General features: G+C 69.6%; 17 protein-coding genes. 10 read left to right on the top strand and 7 right to left on the bottom strand.

Features of this window, described 5'->3' with window-relative positions:
* Window positions 1-54 precede the first annotated feature (54 nt).
* The 6 genes from ABWO84_RS00815 to ABWO84_RS00790 all read left to right on the top strand — a co-directional run bounded on the left by ABWO84_RS00815 (window position 55) and on the right by ABWO84_RS00790 (window position 3,149).
* Window positions 55-228: a CsbD family protein gene (locus tag ABWO84_RS00815; protein ID WP_353111530.1), complete on the top strand. Its 174-nt coding sequence runs from the start codon at window positions 55-57 to the stop codon at window positions 226-228.
* A 74-nt stretch (window positions 229-302) separates the two neighbouring features.
* On the top strand, window positions 303-569 hold the full coding sequence (locus ABWO84_RS00810) for a GlsB/YeaQ/YmgE family stress response membrane protein (protein ID WP_353111528.1): 267 nt from the start codon (window positions 303-305) through the stop codon (window positions 567-569).
* Between the two features lie 109 nt (window positions 570-678).
* On the top strand, window positions 679-1,245 hold the full coding sequence (locus ABWO84_RS00805) for an RNA polymerase sigma factor (RefSeq protein WP_353112278.1): 567 nt from the start codon (window positions 679-681) through the stop codon (window positions 1,243-1,245).
* A complete protein-coding gene (locus tag ABWO84_RS00800; RefSeq protein WP_353111526.1) occupies window positions 1,242-1,865 on the top strand; it encodes an Asp23/Gls24 family envelope stress response protein in 624 nt (207 codons plus the stop codon). The genes ABWO84_RS00805 and ABWO84_RS00800 overlap by 4 nt, the downstream gene beginning before the upstream one ends.
* Complete coding sequence (locus tag ABWO84_RS00795; protein WP_353111524.1) at window positions 1,862-2,206, top strand: hypothetical protein; 345 nt, start codon at window positions 1,862-1,864, stop codon at window positions 2,204-2,206. The genes ABWO84_RS00800 and ABWO84_RS00795 overlap by 4 nt, the downstream gene beginning before the upstream one ends.
* A gap of 13 nt (window positions 2,207-2,219) precedes the next feature.
* The gene (locus tag ABWO84_RS00790; protein ID WP_353111522.1) at window positions 2,220-3,149 is read left to right on the top strand and encodes a diacylglycerol/lipid kinase family protein; all 930 of its coding nucleotides are present in this window, start codon (window positions 2,220-2,222) and stop codon (window positions 3,147-3,149) included.
* Window positions 3,150-3,176: 27 nt separating this feature from the next.
* On the opposite strand, the gene ABWO84_RS00785 is transcribed toward ABWO84_RS00790, so the two are convergent.
* The 4 genes from ABWO84_RS00785 to ABWO84_RS00770 are packed head-to-tail and all read right to left on the bottom strand — an operon-like array spanning window position 3,177 to window position 9,390.
* Entirely contained in the window at window positions 3,177-5,363 is a 2,187-nt protein-coding gene (locus tag ABWO84_RS00785; RefSeq protein ID WP_353111520.1) for a YhgE/Pip family protein, read from the bottom strand.
* Entirely contained in the window at window positions 5,360-8,230 is a 2,871-nt protein-coding gene (locus tag ABWO84_RS00780; RefSeq protein WP_353111518.1) for a YhgE/Pip family protein, read from the bottom strand. The genes ABWO84_RS00785 and ABWO84_RS00780 overlap by 4 nt, the downstream gene beginning before the upstream one ends.
* 39 nt (window positions 8,231-8,269) lie before the next feature.
* Window positions 8,270-8,830, bottom strand: coding sequence for an RBBP9/YdeN family alpha/beta hydrolase (locus ABWO84_RS00775; protein ID WP_353111516.1), 561 nt, complete (start codon window positions 8,828-8,830; stop codon window positions 8,270-8,272).
* Window positions 8,831-8,877: 47 nt separating this feature from the next.
* Window positions 8,878-9,390 carry a small multidrug efflux protein gene (locus ABWO84_RS00770; protein ID WP_353111514.1) on the bottom strand — a complete coding sequence of 171 codons (513 nt, stop codon included), beginning with the start codon at window positions 9,388-9,390 and terminating at the stop codon, window positions 8,878-8,880.
* 150 nt (window positions 9,391-9,540) lie between these two features.
* Between ABWO84_RS00770 and ABWO84_RS00765 the strand changes: the two genes are divergently transcribed.
* Together ABWO84_RS00765 and ABWO84_RS00760 are read left to right on the top strand one after the other, a co-directional pair.
* Window positions 9,541-10,734 (top strand): sensor histidine kinase, encoded by a 1,194-nt coding sequence (locus ABWO84_RS00765; RefSeq protein ID WP_353111512.1) that lies wholly within the window; start codon window positions 9,541-9,543, stop codon window positions 10,732-10,734.
* Window positions 10,731-11,333 carry a response regulator gene (locus ABWO84_RS00760; protein ID WP_353111510.1) on the top strand — a complete coding sequence of 201 codons (603 nt, stop codon included), beginning with the start codon at window positions 10,731-10,733 and terminating at the stop codon, window positions 11,331-11,333. Before ABWO84_RS00765 ends, ABWO84_RS00760 begins: the two co-directional genes overlap by 4 nt.
* A 15-nt stretch (window positions 11,334-11,348) precedes the next feature.
* Here the strand turns inward: ABWO84_RS00760 and ABWO84_RS00755 are convergent, their stop codons facing one another.
* From ABWO84_RS00755 to ABWO84_RS00745, 3 genes are read right to left on the bottom strand one after another with little or no spacing between them, the layout of a single operon-like run.
* On the bottom strand, window positions 11,349-11,720 hold the full coding sequence (locus tag ABWO84_RS00755; RefSeq protein WP_353111508.1) for a hypothetical protein: 372 nt from the start codon (window positions 11,718-11,720) through the stop codon (window positions 11,349-11,351).
* On the bottom strand, window positions 11,717-12,331 hold the full coding sequence (locus ABWO84_RS00750; RefSeq protein ID WP_353111506.1) for a TetR/AcrR family transcriptional regulator: 615 nt from the start codon (window positions 12,329-12,331) through the stop codon (window positions 11,717-11,719). Before ABWO84_RS00750 ends, ABWO84_RS00755 begins: the two co-directional genes overlap by 4 nt.
* 53 nt (window positions 12,332-12,384) lie before the next feature.
* Window positions 12,385-14,457: an MDR family MFS transporter gene (locus ABWO84_RS00745; RefSeq protein WP_353111504.1), complete on the bottom strand. Its 2,073-nt coding sequence runs from the start codon at window positions 14,455-14,457 to the stop codon at window positions 12,385-12,387.
* A 201-nt stretch (window positions 14,458-14,658) separates the two neighbouring features.
* Here ABWO84_RS00745 and ABWO84_RS00740 point away from each other — a divergent pair, with 201 nt between their 5' ends.
* The gene (locus tag ABWO84_RS00740) at window positions 14,659-14,997 is read left to right on the top strand and encodes a hypothetical protein (RefSeq protein WP_353111502.1); all 339 of its coding nucleotides are present in this window, start codon (window positions 14,659-14,661) and stop codon (window positions 14,995-14,997) included.
* Window positions 14,998-15,024: 27 nt separating this feature from the next.
* The gene (locus ABWO84_RS00735; protein ID WP_353111500.1) at window positions 15,025-15,705 is read left to right on the top strand and encodes a TetR/AcrR family transcriptional regulator; all 681 of its coding nucleotides are present in this window, start codon (window positions 15,025-15,027) and stop codon (window positions 15,703-15,705) included.
* Window positions 15,706-15,774 lie beyond the last annotated feature (69 nt).

The following is a 15,774-nucleotide window of genomic DNA, read 5'->3' as shown; positions in this document are numbered from 1 at the left end:
GGCGCAGAGACCGGCCCCCGGACCATCCGGGGACGATGAGGAAAGGTGAATGAGATGAGTGCAGGAGACAAGATCAAGGCGGCGGCCGACAAGGTCAAGGGCGAGGTCAAGGAGGCGGTCGGCAAGATCACCGACGACGACAAGCTCGTCGCGGAGGGCAAGGCCGACCAGGCCAAGGGTCACCTCAAGGACGCCGCCGAGGACGTGAAGGACACGTTCAAGAAGTGAGCGGAACCGGGGCGGCGCCGCGTGCCCGCCCCGGTCCGAGCACCTCGGCGGAGAAACACGGAAGGACACATGACATGGGATTCTTCAGCTTCCTGATCCTGGGGTTGATCGCCGGCGCGATCGCCAAGCTCATCCTGCCCGGCAAGCAGGCGGGAGGGTGGTTTGTCACGCTCCTGCTCGGCGTCGTCGGCGCGATGCTCGGCGGCTGGCTGGGCGGGTTGATCTTCAACGTCAGCCTGCAGGGCTTCTTCTCGCTCTCCACGTGGCTGCTGGCGATCGGCGGATCGGTTATCGTGCTGCTGATCTACGGCCTGGTCTTCGGACGCCGCGCGAAGGAGTGAACAACTCCCCAACTCCTCTCCCGGACATGCGTCCCTGGGGGAGGATGGGCCGACGGGCGGCGACGCCGTCCGTCGGCCCCGGGGCGGGGGACATGAGGGGGACATGGAGATGAGAACGGGTGCATTTCGTGATCCGTTGGGCGCGGCCGACGACCGGATCGTCGCGGGACGCGCGTCCGACGGGGACACCGCCGCGTTCGCCGTGCTGGTGCGGAGGTATGCGCCGATGATGCGTGCGTACGTGCGCCGGATCCTCCCGGGGACCGCGGACGTCGACGACGTGGTGCAGGAGGCGTTCATCACGGCCTGGGAGCAGCTTCCGATGCTCGAGGATCCCGGTGCGGTGAAGAGCTGGCTCATGCGCATCGCAGGCCGGAAGGCGATAGACCGGATCAGGGCGAGGCGTCCGACGGTCGATCTGACGGAGGTGGAGGCTCCGGCGCCCGATCGGGCATCACCGGAGCGGCGCGCAGAGGCGCGCGCCGGGGTGGCCGCGCTGAGCGACGCCTTGAACGCGCTCCCCGACGCGCAGAGGGAGTGCTGGGTGCTCAGGGAGCTCGGCGGCAACTCGTACGACGAGATCGCCGAAGAGCTCGACATCCCCGTCTCCACGGTACGAGGGCTTCTCGCGCGAGCGAGGAAGGCCCTCCTTGTTCGGATGGAGCAGTGGCGATGAACGACAACGACGTCCCACGACTTCGGAGTCTGGGACTGGAACCCGAGGACCTCGACGGGCATACGCTCGAAGAGCTCTCCGACTATCTCGATGCCGGGCGCGAACCGGCCGATGCCTCGATCGACGAGTCACCCGGATGCCGCATCGCGATGGACGCGCTGGAGCGTCTACGCCGCCTCTCGCCTGAGCTCCTGGTCGACGACGCCGTCGCGGAGCCGCAGGTCGAGGAGAGCTGGGTGCAGGGCATCCTCGCCGGGATCCGGCTCGATGCGCGTGCGGGGCGGCGGATCCCGTTCTCCGCTCCGGAGCCCGAGGCCGATCTGGGGATCACCGAGGGAGCTGTGAGAGGGCTCGTCCGCGGCGCGGAGAGCGCGGTTCCCGGTGTGCTGGTGGGACGGTGTCGGCTCGTGGGAGACGTGACGGAGACCGGTGTCCCTGTACGCGTGGAGATGGACGTGAGCGTCCCCTACGGCGACCCGATCCCCGATCTCGTGGATCGGCTCCGCGAGGAGGTGGCCTCCCGGCTGGGAGAGCACACAGAGCTGAACGTGGCCGGAATCGACATCACGGTCCACGACGTGCAGCGGATGCCGGAACCCGTCGAGGAGGAGGACCAGTGAGCGACAGCCGTGACACGGCGGCCGGGATCGAGGAGGCGATCCGCGCCGTTCCCGGTGTGGCCTCGATCCTCCGCACCGGGAACCCGGTGGCGAACGTGCTCGACGCGGGCGCACGCGCCCTGGGCATCCGCGACGAGGAGGCGCCGCTCGTGCGGGTCGCGAGCACTCCGGAGGGTGTCGAGGTCGAGGCGGCGATCGCCGTTCGGCCCGGGACGAACGCCGCCGACACCGCCCGTGAAGTCTTCGCCGCGGTCACGACCGTGGTCGCAGAGCAGGGCGGCCGCGCGGCGGACGTCCGCATCACCGTCGCCCATGTCGGCGACGCCGTCACGCAGGACTGAGAGGAGCCATCGGATGAGCGTTCGTGTCGGAGTGGTCTGGAACCCCGCCAAGGGGGAGAAGGAAGAGATCGAACGGGCCCTGCGCGGCGTCGACGCCGCAGAGGTCTCGTGGTTCGAGACCACTGAGGAGGACCCGGGGGGAGGAGCGACGCGGCAGGCGCTGTCCTCCGGGGCCGAGGTGGTGATCGCGGCCGGCGGCGACGGCACCGTGCGTGCCGTCGCGGAGCAGTTGGCGGAATCCGGCGCGGACGTCGTCCTCGGAATCGTGCCCCGCGGTACCGGAAATCTCCTCGCGCGGAACCTCGGCGTGCCGCTCGACGACATCCCCGCGGCGATCGCGCGCGCCCTGGAGGGGGAGACGCAGCGGATCGACGTCGGATGGGCCGAAGCGGTGATCGATGGTGAGCGAGTGCGCCGTGCCTTCTTGGTGATGGCCGGGTTCGGCATCGACGCCCACATGATCACCGAGACGGATGCGGAGCTCAAGGACAAGGCGGGGTGGCTGGCCTACGTCGAGTCCCTCGGACGGGCGGTCTCGGCCAGCGAGCTGATCGACATCCGTGCGGCGTTCGACCACGGCGATGCCGAGGAGGAGAAGGTGCACACGCTGATCGTCGGCAACTGCGGCACCATCCAGGGCGGGATCACGGTGCTGCCGGACGCGGTCCCCGATGACGGCGAGCTCGACGTGCTCCTGTTGCGCGCCGACGGGATCGCAGGGTGGCTCGACACGATGCGGAACGTGCTGTGGGACAACGGCGTCAAGCGGCTTCTCGGGGGATCATCCCAGGCCGAGAGCAGCGACACGGCATCCCACCGGCGGGCGAAGGAACTTGTGATCGACCTCTCGGCGCCGCGCGTCTTCGAGGTCGACGGCGACGACCTCGGCGAGGCGACGCGGATCGCGATCAGCGTGCAGCCAGGTGCGATCCTCGTGCGGTGAGCACGAGCTCCTCTCGAAGGGCGGTGCCTACATGAGCTTGGTCGACTCGAGCGCCTCGACCAGTCCGCGGTTGACCGAGATGAGAGGTCGCCGGAGCACGAGGCCCAGGAGGAGGGCGGGAAGGACGAAGAGCGCGAGCGTGCCCAGGGCGATCCAGAAGTCCCCGTTGTGGACACCGGCGATCGCGGACCTCATCGCACCGATCGCGTAGGTCGCGGGCAGGAACGGACTGATGCCCTGGAACCACGCGGGCAGCAGCTGCAGAGGGTAGGCGCCGCCCGATCCTGAGATCTGGATCACGAGCAGGAGGACGGACAGTGCCTTGCCGGCATTGCCGAAGGCGACGACGGCGGTGTAGATGATCAGCGTGAACACGAGCGACGTCACCCAGCCGGCCAGGATCAGCAGGAACGGATGCGCCGGCTCGATGCGGACGAACAGGATGAGCCCAAGGGTGAGCAGCGTGCTCTGCGCGAGGCCGACGAGACCGAAGATCCCATAGCGCCCGAGGTACTTCTCGGTGGGGGAGAGTTCGGGGCGATCCGGGAGCGTGTCTCCGTCCACGTCGACCCGGATCGTCACGGTCATCAGCAGTGCGCCGACCCAGAGCGCCAGGATCATGTACAGCGGCGCCATCCCCGCCCCGAAACCGGCGACCGGGAACACGGCGGTCCGGTCCACCCGCACGGGCTCGGCGAGAGACGTCGCGAGGACGCCCGGATCCGGGCCGATCACCTTGCTGATCTCGCTGAGGTCGCCGGTGTCGGCGGCCTTCGACACGGCGCTCTGCACCTCGCTGAGCCGGTCCGCGGTCGCGGCCATCGACGCGGCGAGGCTCCTGGTCGCCTCCTGTGCCTCGGTCAGGGCCGACAGCACCGACCCGGACGCTCCGGACAGCCGCGACGAGGCCCCGGAGAGGTCTTCGCGGACGCCGGCGATGTCGTCGGAGATCGTCGAGAGCGTGCCCGACAGCTTGTCCAGCTGCGTCCGCAGCCCGGTGTCGTAGGCGCTCTTCGCATCTCGGATCGCCTTCTCGGCCTCGGCGAGCGCGGCGGTGATCTCCTGATGCGACTTCTGTGCGGAGTCGTTCCCGGCCGCGACATCCTTCGCCGCCTGGACGAGACGGTCGTGCACGGCCTGCTGACGCGCGATCGCGTCGTCGAGACGGGCGACGACGGCGTCGAAGTCCGCCTGGGCGGAGGCGGGCAGCTTCGGGCCGACCTCGGTCACCAGGGTGTTGCGCACGGCCTGGTACTGGTCGATCTGCAGCTGCACCCGATCGGCGAGGGCGTTGGTCGCCTGAACCCTGTCGCCGCTGAGCGACCCCAGGCTGCGGTACAGCTCGTCGATGCGCCGACCGACCGCTTCATAGCTCTTCTCGGTTGCGGAGAGGGCGTCGGCGAGCGCTCCGGCCGCCTTCTGCAGCGTCGACTTCAGGCTTCGGATCGAATCGATCCCGCCTCCGACGGCGTCGGAGGTGTCCTGGAACGTTCCTCCGGCCGCGGAGACGAGCGAGGACGCGCTCTCCACGAGCGGCACGCTCGACTCGATGAGCCGGGAGAAGGCCTCGACGGTATGCGCCCCGGACCGGAACTGAGCCTCGATCCCGCCGATCCGCGCCTCGACGCGGGTGAGGGCGGCCTGGGTGTCCGCGTCCGCGAGGTAGTCGGACATCGAGGAGATGAGTCCCAGGGCGACGTCGCCCAGCGTCTTCGTGAACGCCCCGCTGATCTGCGCGGAGACGCCCTCGGCGCCCTGTCCGGTGATCTTCGGCGCGAGGGCGTTCTTCTTCTCATTGGTGTAGAGCTCGATGCGCGTGCGCTCGGCACCGTCCGCGTAGAACGTCATCATGTCGGCGCTGAACGACGGCGGCAGGACGATCGCGGCGTAGTACTCGCCGGAACGGGTGCCGTCGACGGCGTCCTTCTTCGTCGTGATCACCCAGTCGAGATCGTCGTTCGCCCGCAGCGCGGAGAGGACCTGCTCGCCGACGTTCACCGGGATCGGCACCAGGTCGCTCTTGTATCCGTCGTCGGTGCTCGCCACCGCGATCTTCAGGTTCTTCGTGTTCGCGAACGGATCCCAGCTCGCGATGACGTTGAACCAGGTGAACAGCGACGGGATGACGACGAGACCGAAGATCACGATGATCGCCATGACGTTGCTCGTCGCCCGGCGCACGTCGCGGAGCGTCAGATGGAGGATGTTCTTCACGCCTTCTCCTCCTCATCGTGGTCGTCCGCCGCGTGGTCGTCCTCGAGGGCGGGGTCCGGCTCGGGGGGCGTGACCGGCTCACGGCCGGACTGCGCAGGATCCTCCGGCTGCGACTCGACCGGATCGTCGGCGGCCGCGCCTTCCGCGCTGTCCTCCTGGGCGGGGAACCACTCGCCCATCAGCGCCTCGGCTTCGGCGCCGGAGAGCGGCGCCTCCTCGTCGACGGAGACGTCCACGGCGGCGTCGGCGTCGAGATCCGCTGCGGTCTCGCCGGCGGTCGTCTCCGGGGCCGGTGAGAGCGCCGGGCTCCGCAGCGCGAGCGCCGCCGGCAGCGCCCCGCCTCCGGCCAGGACGGCTCCGCGCAGCTCGGCGTCGTCCAGCTCTGCGACCTCTCCCGCTCTCTCGAAGCTGTGCTTGATGTACTCGATCGCGACGAGGAAGCCGATCACCAGCAGCGACCACAGCGTCCAGATCCCGAGCATCAGCGCCTTCGCGTCCGGGATCGCCCAGGCGGCGACGGCGAGCACGGCCATCCCCGCGAGTCCGGTGAGCAGCGTCACGCGCAGCAGCGTCGGATAGCGCCGGGTGAACGGCACGGCGCGCCGCTCGAGATCATCGCGGTACTCCCGGCGGTTCGACAGCGCATGGATCACATCGCTCAGGCGGTGCCCGCGGTCGGTGACCTGCACCTTCTCGCCGATCAGGAGATCGGTGGCGGCGACGCGGCGGTTGAAGAGCAGGTTGAATCCCGCGAGCCGACGGCGGAGGACGAGCCCGATGAGGAACGAGATTGCGACGAAGAGGGCGAGGATCCCCAGGAGGCGCCAGTAGTCTCCGCCGGAGAAGCCGGCGATGGTCTCGCGCATGGCGTCGATCCCGTAAGAGAAGGGAAGCAGCGGATAGAGCGCACGGAAGAACCCGGGCATGAGCTCGATCGGATACAGGCCGGACGCCCCGGGGATCTGCATGATCACGAGGAGCACGCACAGGCCGCGGCCGACGTGGCCGAAGGCGACCGAGAGCGCGTAGACGATGCTCACATATGCGAGGCCGATGAGCACGCCCGTGCCGACGAAGGCGATGGCGCTGGCCGTCTGCACGCCGATGACGAGGTTGCCGATGCAGACGATCAGCGCCTGTCCGACGGCGAGACTCGCGAGCAGGAGGAAGCGACCGAGGTAGGCCTGGCGCACGGTGATGCCCTCGACGCCCTCCGTGTCCACCTCGATCTTGAAGATCACCATCAGCACGAATGCGCCGATCCAGAGCGAGAGGTTCGTGAACAGTGCCGCCATGGCCGAGCCGTAGGAGGAGATGGGGAAGACCTTGTGCTCGTCGACGGTGACGGGGGAGGCGATGAACTGCGCGATCTGCGAGGAGTCGAGGCCGGTCAGCGTACTCAGCGCACCCCACTCCGATGCGGCTCCGAGGGCGCGCACGTCAGTCTTGGCGGTCGCGACGCCGTCTTCGATCCCGGCGAGGTCGCGGTCGAAGTCGCCGAGCGCGGCGGACGTCGAGACCAGCTGTGCGTCCAAGCCGGCGAGCAGCTGATCGGCCTGTGCCAGCACCCCCTTCTGTGAGCCCAGCGCCGCGGACAGCGTAGCGGCGCTTGCGGAGAGCCGGGACATCGCGTCGTTCACGGCGGGGACGCTCTGCGTCATGATCGTGCGCATCCCGTCGGCCGCCGTCCGGGTGTCCTGCATCGCCTTGTCGAGCGCGTCGGCGGTGGCCTGCACGGCCTTCACGGTGTCGGCCGCTCCGGCGTTGAGGGTCTTCAGGCCAGTGAGCAACTGTTGGTTCGCGCCGTTGCGCTCCTTCAGTGCGGAGACGACCTCGACGAGACGCTGACGGACCTCGGGGGAGAGGGTCGCGTCGTCGAGGAGCGTCTGAAGCCCCTCGATCGCCTTCTCGTTCGCCTCGACGGCTCCGGACACGTTCGTGATGGCGCCGTCGATGCGAACGCCCGCCTGATCGAGGGCCTGGGTGAGACGGGTGATCGAGACGTGGGCCGTGGAGGAGGCGTCGGCCAGCAGGGTCGTCCCCGAGACGAACGCGGAGGTGGCGGCGTCGGTGAAGGTGACGACCTGCTTCTGCGTCTCGGCGATGAGCGCCTGTGACCGGGCCAGGGACTTCTGCACGTCGCCGAGCGTTCGGCCGACGTCGCCGAGGGTCCCGCGCGTGGCGGAGAGATCGGTGCGCGACGATCCGAGGCGGTGCTGCAGATCGGCGATGTTCCCGCGGGCCGAGGCGAGCGTCCGGGATGCCTGGTCGAAGACGTCGAGCGCGCCGTCCCTGGCGTTCAGCAGGCGCAGCTCGGCGCCGTCTCCGACGTCCTTGAGCGCGTCGGTTGCGGCCAGCGCCACCTGCTCCTTGAAGGCGGCGGTGATCTGCTTGTCGAGCTCCGAAGCCCCGACGTCCGTGATCTTCGGCGCGATCGCGCTCGACTTCTCGTTCACGTAGTACTTCAGCGCCGGCTGGGTGATGTCGCCGGAGGTGATGCTCAGGAGATCGCGGCTGAAGTCCGCGGGGATCACCACGGCGGCGTACGCGTCGCCGCTCTCGACGGCTTCCCTGGCCTCGTCCTCGTCCATGAAGTCCCAGCCGAGCTGATGGTTGTCCTTCAGCTGGTCCGCTACCTGAGCGCCGACGTCGACCCGTCCGGTGAGCTCCGACGTCGCTCCCTCGTCGAGGTTCACGACGGCGACGCGGATGCTCCCCGTGTTCGCGTACGGATCCCAGAAGGCGTTGATGTTGAACCAGGCGTAGAGGGCGGGCGTGATGAGCACGCCGATCACGATGATCCACGCCTTGCGTACGCGGAAGAGCCGGTTGACGTCTCGTCGGAATACCTGCCAGCCCTGCTTCACCCTCCGATCATATCGGAAGTATGCACATGAGTGTGCAAGTTAGCTGGGTGACAGGATCCTCTCCGCCACCTGCGGGAGGGTGTCGTACCCTTCGTCCGCGAGGAAGTGCCCCGCGCCGGGGACCACGATCCGTTCGGCGTCGAGCGCCGCACCCAGGGCGATCGACAGCGCCGGAGGGACGATCGCGTCATCGTCCGAGAGCAGCACGACCCGATCGCCCGTGCGAGCCGCCGTGCGGCGAAGATCCGGACGGCTCCGGGTGAAGCCGTCGAGCTCGGGGAGGCCGGGGATCGGGTCGGCGAAGCCGGAGACGGCGATGAGCGCGCCGAGGCGCCAGTCTCCGCCGAAGCGATCCAGTGCGTGGAGCGCGGTGACGGTGCCGAGGCTGTGCGCGACGACGGCCGTCTGGTCGTCCGGCGCGCCGATGGCCTCGACGACCGTCTCCACCCAGCGTACGGGGTCGGGGGAGGAGGAGTCGGGGAGCGCCGGCACGAGCGTGCGGACACCCGCCGGGGCGAGTGTGCGGGCGAGCCATCCGAACCAGTGGTCGGAGGGGGTGGCCGAGTAGCCGTGGACGACGATGACGCGCGAGATGCTCATGACCGGCGCAACAGGCGATCCGGTGAGGTCATTCCCGCACCGCCGGATCAGCGGATCGCGTTGAGGGCGGTGGAGACGATGACGGTGACGACCGTCGTCCAGCCGATGATCGCGACGGCCTGCCAGAAGAGCACGCGCGCCTTCCCGATGCCGGCGGAGGCGAGCATCGTCGCCGTGAACTGGGTGGGGAGCAGCAGCGGGCCGAGAAGGCTCACCCCGGGGACGCCGTAGCGTTCGAAGGCACGATGGAACTTCGCCCGCCGGGCGGCCTTCCGCTCGGATCCCTCGTCCACGGGGGCCGGCCCGCGGGAGCCGTCGCGGCGGGTGAGGATCGCCTGCCGCGCGCCGGAGCTGACGAGCACGAGCGCCGCCACGCACACGAAGTTGCCGACGATCGCCGCCAGGGCGGCGACGACCGGATGGATCCCGCCCACGACGCCGATGGTCGCCGCGCCTTCGCCCTCGATGAAGGGGATGGCGCCGGCCAGGGCGACGATGAGCGGCTGGACGAGGTCCGGCACCTGCGCGACGAGGTTCTGGAAGGTATCGATGAGGTTCATGGTGCTCCGGTGTCGTGGATCCCGGCGGTCCGCCGCGGTTCGTCCAGTCCATCGGCCCGCGGAGGAGATCGACAGTGCCGGGCGGTCACCGCATGCCGGGCACAGTGCCCCGGAGCGGGGTGACAAATGTCATGGCCCTACGGTGGGGGCATGGACATCACACGCGAGGCCTCCGCCCTGAGCAGGACGGAGGCGTGGCAGCTCCGGCGGGGGATCTCGGCGACGTGGTGGTACACCGCTTCAGGGGTGGTGTTCTTCGAGGTGTTCGTCGTCCTGTTCTGGACCTTCGACGCGATCAAGCTCGGGACTCCCGTGCCCGCACCGGTGGTCGCCGCCGGCGGAGTCGTCTGGCTGGTCTCCACGCTCCTCCTGCTCTCCGACTACCGGCATCGGATCGCCGCGGAGTCGCGAACGTCCTGGCCGCGGGTCGTGATCCCCCTGGCGGTCGCCGCCGGGTACGGGATCGCGGTCGGCGTCCTCACCGAGAGCTGGCTGCTCGGCCTCATGCCCGTCGCGCAGTCCCTGGTGCTGCTGAACCTGCCCGCCGGGATCCGCTATCGGGTGGTCGCCGGCCTCACCCTCACGCTCTTCGGCGTGCTCCTGATCGACGGCGTGCGGGGCGCGGGCGAGCGCGGGGTCGTCTGGTGGATACCGGCGCTGTACACCGTGCTCCTGCCCGTGATGACCGTCAGCGCTCTGTGGTGGTGGGACGTGGTGGTGATCATCGACCGCGCGCGTGCATCGGAGGCCCGGCTCGCCGCCGCGCAGGAGCGGCTGCGGGTGGCATCCGACGTGCACGATCTGCAGGGGCACCACCTCCAGGTGATCGCACTGCAGCTCGAGCTCGCGGATCGCCTGCTCGACGGTGACGGCGACGTCGGCGCCGCGAGGGAGCAGATCCGTGCGGCGAGGGCGAGCGTCGACGAAGCGCGCCAGGGCACCAGGGATCTGGCGACGCGGTTCCGGTCTGTTCCCCTCGGGGACGAGCTCGCCAACGCCCGCGACCTGCTCCGCGCCGCCGGTCTCCGGGTCGACGCCGAGATCGCCGTCGACGCCGATGCGGCCCCCGCGGACGTGCTCGGCCCAGTCGTGCGGGAGACGACGACCAATGTGCTGCGGCACGGGGGTGGCGACCGGGCGCGGCTGCTGCTGCGGCGCGACGCCGAGGGGTGGCGCTATGAGATCTCCAACGACGCCGTCCCCGGCGCCGAAGGCTCGCCGGATGGCTCGGGGCTCGAGGGCGTGCGCAGGCGGATCGCCGACGCCACGGGAACCTTCGCCGTGGTGAGGCGCGGGGACGACTTCGCCGTGAAGGTCGTCGTACCGGCGGAGGAGGCGTCGTGATCCGGGTGCTTCTCGCCGACGACGAGGGGATGATCCGCTCGGCGCTCGCCGCGCTGTTGCGCATGGAGGAGGACATCGACGTCGTCGCCGAGTGCGCCGACGGGGCGGAGGCGCTCGCCGAGGCACGGCGTCTGCGACCGGATGTCTGTCTCCTCGATCTCGAGATGCCGGGCCTCGACGGCGTGCAGGTCGCGGAGCGCCTGGTGCGGGCGATCGCCACCCGGTGCGTCGTGGTGACCAGGCATGCGCGGCCGGGCGTCCTGCGTCGCGCGCTGGGCGCAGGGGTCTCGGGCTTCCTGCCGAAGTCGCGGGGTGCCGACGAGGTCGCCGCCGTGATCCGCCGCGTCGCCTCCGGTGCGCGCTACGTCGATCCGGAGATCGCAGCCGATGCCCTGAGCGATGAGCGCTCACCGCTCACCGATCGTGAGCTCGACGTGCTGCGAGCCGGGCGGAGAGGGGAGACGACCCGGGAGATCGCCCACGTCCTCTCGCTGGCTCCGGGCACCGTGCGCAACCATGTCTCGGCCGTGCTGACGAAGCTCGCCGTGCCGACCCGGCAGCAGGCGGTCCTGCTGGCCGAGGAGCGCGGCTGGATCTGACGGCCCGCCCGGTCGTCAGCGTCGTCGCCGGATGAGGGCGATGACGAGTGAGAGCACCAGGAACGCGGCGAGGGCGATCACGACCGTGTCCGCGAGGAAGGCCCCGGCGTCGTAGGTGGTCTCGATGTCGGAGGGGACGCGCCGGGAGGCGAATCCGACGTCCACCGGGAAGCGGAAGTATCCGACTCCGGAGTGGTCCTGCACGGACCAGGGGAGCGGCCAGCCGAACCCGACGTGGGCGAGTGCGCCCTCAGAGCGCACCGTGGTGGGGACCACGAGGGCGGAGAGCGTCGCGGCGGCGCCGACGAGGAGGCTCAGAGCGACGAGGGGGATCTGGCGCCGCCAACCGTGGCGAGGAGGGGCGGAAGGGGCCCGGTTCCCGGTCATGCGCTCGCAGGATGCATCGGAAGCCGCCGGGAGGTTACGAGGCGGTCCACGGCGTCGAGCAGACGCTCCGGACCGGTTCGGGCGACTTCGACCGGATCGTGCACCAGCACGCTCATGGCCGCCATCGTCAGCGCGACGGCGATCTCCGCGTCGGCGGGGTCGGAGCGCTCCTCGGCGAGGGCGACGTACTGCGAGCGGACCGCGCCCATCCACTGCGCGAAGGCGGGCAACAGCTCCGGACGGCGCATGAGGAGCTCCTTCATCCGCCGTCGCTCGCTCCCGTAGTCCATCGACGAGCCGATGAGCTCGCAGAGAGCGGGCACGAGCTCGCCCTCCGCATCGTGGAAGGCGGCGGCCCCCTCGTCGGAGACCACCGACTCCGGGAGGTTCAGCGCGGCCGCGGCCTTCGAGGGGAAGTAGTTGAAGAACGTGCGGGGGGAGACGTCCGCCGCCTCGCAGATCTGCTCGACCGTGGTGGCGTCGAGGCCGTGCTCCTCCACGAAGCGGAGCGCCGCCTCATGGATGGCGCGCCGGGTGAGCTGCTTCTTCCGCTCCCGGCGTCCCTCGGCCCGTGTCGCGGGCTGGTCGTCGGGGGCATCGATGGTCGTCATGGGACTATCCTCCCGTGTGCCGGAGCGAGCGCGCGCCCGCCCCGGCACACGACTCAGGCGCGATGGGTGCGGATCGTGCCGGTGTCGCTGACCCCGGCGTTGTCGGCCTGCTCCTGCAGGGCCGAACGCTGGCGCAGCGGCGGCACCCGGAAGAACCACGTCAGCACGAAGGCGAGCAGGATCACCGCGAAGCCGATCCAGTAGATCGTCGCCGCCGAGCTGGTGAAGCCCGCCATGAACGGCTGGGAGAGACGCGGGTCGGCGCCGGTGAGGAAGGAGGTGTCGCTCGTCGCGTCGCTCGACACGTTCGCCGCCTTCGATCCGCCGTCCTTGACCTGCTTCGTGAGCTCGGGCGCGAGCTGATCCACCCAGTGCGTCCGCTGCGACTGGTCCGCCCAGTCGACCTTCACTCCGCCGTCGACCACGCTCGCCACGGCCTTGTCGGCGACGGCCTGCAGCGCGGCGGTCTCCGCCGCCGGGGTGGCGGCCGCCACCTGCTGCGCGATCACCGTCGGTGCGGCCGCGGCGGGGATCGCCCCGGCATCGACCTGTGCCTGCACCGCGGCTGTCACCTTCTCGGTCACCGCTTTGCCTGCGGCGGCCTTGGCCTGTGCGGCGCCGTCGTCGAGCTGCTTCTGGATGCCGCTCTTGATCGGGTCGACGACCGGATTCCACAGTTGCTTCATGATCGCCGCGTTGGCGGGCGCCTCGGCGACGGCGGGGTCGAGAGCCGCGTCGAGTGCGGACGTCAGCGTCGACTTGTCGGCCATGCTGTGCACGATGTTCGTCGGCAGCACGGTGAAGAGCACCGAGAGCATGATCGCTGTGCCGAGCGTTCCGCCGATCTGGCGGAAGAAGGTCGCGGCGCTGGACGCCACGCCCATCTCCGTCGGCTCGACCGAGTTCTGGCTGGCGAGCACCAGCGTCTGCATGAGCTGGCCGAGCCCGAGGCCCACGACGAACATGCCGATCATCATGAACCAGAGCGGCTTGTCCGGCGTCATGAAGGTGAGGATCAGGAAGCCGATCGCGGTGAAGAGCGTGCCGGTGACCGGGAAGATCCGGTAGCGGCCCGTGCGGGACGTGTACGCGCCGGAGCCCATGGCGGCGATCATGAGGCCGATCACCATCGGGATCGAGGCGAAGCCGGACTCGGTGGGGTTGAGCCCGACGACGATCTGCAGGTAGAGCGGGATCGTCATCATGGCGCCGAACATGCCGAAGCCGACGAGCACGCCGATGACGGTCGCCATCGAGAACGTCCGCGACCGGAAGAGCTTGATCGGGATGATGGCGTCGTCCTTCATCGCGATCTCGATGAGCACGAACGCGACTGCTCCCACGGCTCCGATCACGTAGCAGGCGATCGCGCCGGCCGAGGTCCAGCCCCACACGCGTCCCTGCTCGGCGACCAGCAGGAGGGGCACGAGGGCGACGATCACCGCGGTCGCGCCCCACCAGTCGATGCGGGGGCTCTGGTGTTTGGCGATCTTCGGCAGATGCAGGAAGACGATCACCATCCCGAGGGCGATGATCCCGACCGGGACGTTCACGAGGAAGACCCAGCGCCACCCGTCGACCCACAGGATCTGGTTCGCGCCGGCGAAGAGCCCGCCGACGAGGGGGCCGATGACGGTGGAGACGCCGAAGACGGCGAAGAAGTACCCCTGGTACTTGGCGCGCTCACGCGGGGCGAGGATGTCGCCCATGATCGCGAGCGGCAGCGACATCAGCGCTCCGGCGCCGATGCCCTGGAAGGCGCGGAAGCCCGCCAGCATCAGCATCGACGTGGAGAAGCTCGAGAGCAGGGAGCCCAGGATGAACACGCTGATGCCGAAGATGAACAGCGGGCGGCGTCCGAAGATGTCGGACAGCTTGCCGTAGATCGGCACCGTGATCGTGGAGGTGATCAGGTAGGCGGTCGTGACCCACGCCTGCTGGTCGAGACCGTGGAGGTCGTCGCCGATGGTGCGGATCGCCGTGCCGACGATCGTCTGGTCGAGGGAGGACAGGAACATGCCGGCCATGAGGCCGTAGATGACGAAGAGGATCTGCCGATGTGTCATGATCGGCGAGGATCCGCCCGCGGCCGGAGCGGTCGCGGGAGCGGCGGTGACGGTGGACATGCGGTCCTTCGAATGCGGAGCGATTCGGCAACGCCGGCACCCACCGTCGACGTATCGGCCCGGGCGCCTACGCTGGCGGCAAGAATTTTGCAGCCCTGCAACATTACATCCGCTGCAACCTTGCGCGCGTGCATCTCTCCTATGAACTCGCTGGGGATTCGGGCGTGCGACCATGGGGTGTCCGACCGGCGGAGGAGGCGTATGGACACGCTCGCGTTCTGGGTCATCCCGCTCGGAGTGATCGGCGTGCTCGCGCTCTTCGTGCGCCTCCTCCGGACGATGTACCGCGACGGAAGGCTGGATCCCGCCGACCTCCAGGCGGCGCGGAGCGCGCAGTTGCTGCCCCTCGTCGTGCTCGTGGTGGTTCTGCTGGGCGAGATCCTCCTCTTCGAAGGGATCGGTCTCCCGGTCGCCGCGATCCCGCTCGTGATCGGCGTGACAGCGCTGCTCGGCATTGCCTGGGCGGTGGAGCGGGCGCGCCGCGCGGTGCGGAGAGCACGGTTCGCGACGAGCCGGGAGGGGCGCACTGCGGACTCATAGGCCGCATTCCCTTACAGTGGTTCGGTAATGGACACGACCGACACGGCCACCCCTTCGGAGGGTATGCCAGGACGCCCGCGCGCCGCCGCGATCGACGACGCTCTCCGCAGCGCCTTCGAGGAGCTGATCGCCGAGATCCCGCTGCGCGAGTTCAGCGTGCGCGCTCTCGTGGCCCGGGCGGGCACCACGCGCGACGCCTTCTACCGCCGATATGGCTCCCTGGGGCATTTCTTCATCGAGGTGATGCTCTCGCGCTACGCCACCGATCCGACCGAGGACACCGGGTCTCTCGTCGGCGACCTCCTCGTCATTCAGCGGGAGCAGCGCGACATGTACAACGACCCGATCGCGAAGGGCCTCCTCCCGCTGATCCTCGATGCGTCGTTCCGCGATCCGGTGACGGCCGACGCGCTGTCCGAGCAGTTCATCACGCCTCAGCGCGCCGCGGTCGTCGCGCTTCTGACGCGCGCGGTCGACCGCGGGGAGGTCTCCGCCATCGCGGATGTCGACTACGTGATCGACCAGCTGTACGCCCCGATGCTCTTCCGGTCGGTGCTGCCCGGACGCGGGTCGGTCGACGAGGAGTACGGTCTCGCGACCATCCGGACGGCCCTCCGCGAGCTGGGCCATCCGGATCCGGAAGGCGCGGTGGCCCAGGGCGTCTCCGCAGAACGACGAGCGCGGGGAGGTCGCCATGGCGAAGCTTGAGACTCTGCCGAGGGGCTTCCGAGGAGATGCTGGAGACGGCATCCCCCGCCGAGCTCACGGCCGTCTTCG

It is taken from the genome of Microbacterium sp. (assembly GCF_040394595.1).
Lineage (GTDB): Bacteria > Actinomycetota > Actinomycetes > Actinomycetales > Microbacteriaceae > Microbacterium.
The sequence above is the reverse complement of the archived record's forward strand: the minus strand, read 5'-3'. Positions and strand labels throughout refer to the sequence as shown.

Coding starts and splice junctions, on each gene's coding strand:
- ABWO84_RS00810 (WP_353111528.1), top strand. CDS start 303: ATGGGATTCTTCAGCTTCCTGATCCTGGGGTTGATCGCCGGCGCGATC.
- ABWO84_RS00745 (WP_353111504.1), bottom strand. CDS start 14,457: ATGTCCACCGTCACCGCCGCTCCCGCGACCGCTCCGGCCGCGGGCGGA.
- ABWO84_RS00765 (WP_353111512.1), top strand. CDS start 9,541: ATGGACATCACACGCGAGGCCTCCGCCCTGAGCAGGACGGAGGCGTGG.
- ABWO84_RS00735 (WP_353111500.1), top strand. CDS start 15,025: ATGGACACGACCGACACGGCCACCCCTTCGGAGGGTATGCCAGGACGC.
- ABWO84_RS00775 (WP_353111516.1), bottom strand. CDS start 8,830: ATGAGCATCTCGCGCGTCATCGTCGTCCACGGCTACTCGGCCACCCCC.
- ABWO84_RS00750 (WP_353111506.1), bottom strand. CDS start 12,331: ATGACGACCATCGATGCCCCCGACGACCAGCCCGCGACACGGGCCGAG.
- ABWO84_RS00755 (WP_353111508.1), bottom strand. CDS start 11,720: ATGACCGGGAACCGGGCCCCTTCCGCCCCTCCTCGCCACGGTTGGCGG.
- ABWO84_RS00790 (WP_353111522.1), top strand. CDS start 2,220: ATGAGCGTTCGTGTCGGAGTGGTCTGGAACCCCGCCAAGGGGGAGAAG.
- ABWO84_RS00815 (WP_353111530.1), top strand. CDS start 55: ATGAGTGCAGGAGACAAGATCAAGGCGGCGGCCGACAAGGTCAAGGGC.
- ABWO84_RS00740 (WP_353111502.1), top strand. CDS start 14,659: ATGGACACGCTCGCGTTCTGGGTCATCCCGCTCGGAGTGATCGGCGTG.
- ABWO84_RS00805 (WP_353112278.1), top strand. CDS start 679: ATGAGAACGGGTGCATTTCGTGATCCGTTGGGCGCGGCCGACGACCGG.
- ABWO84_RS00800 (WP_353111526.1), top strand. CDS start 1,242: ATGAACGACAACGACGTCCCACGACTTCGGAGTCTGGGACTGGAACCC.
- ABWO84_RS00770 (WP_353111514.1), bottom strand. CDS start 9,390: ATGAACCTCATCGATACCTTCCAGAACCTCGTCGCGCAGGTGCCGGAC.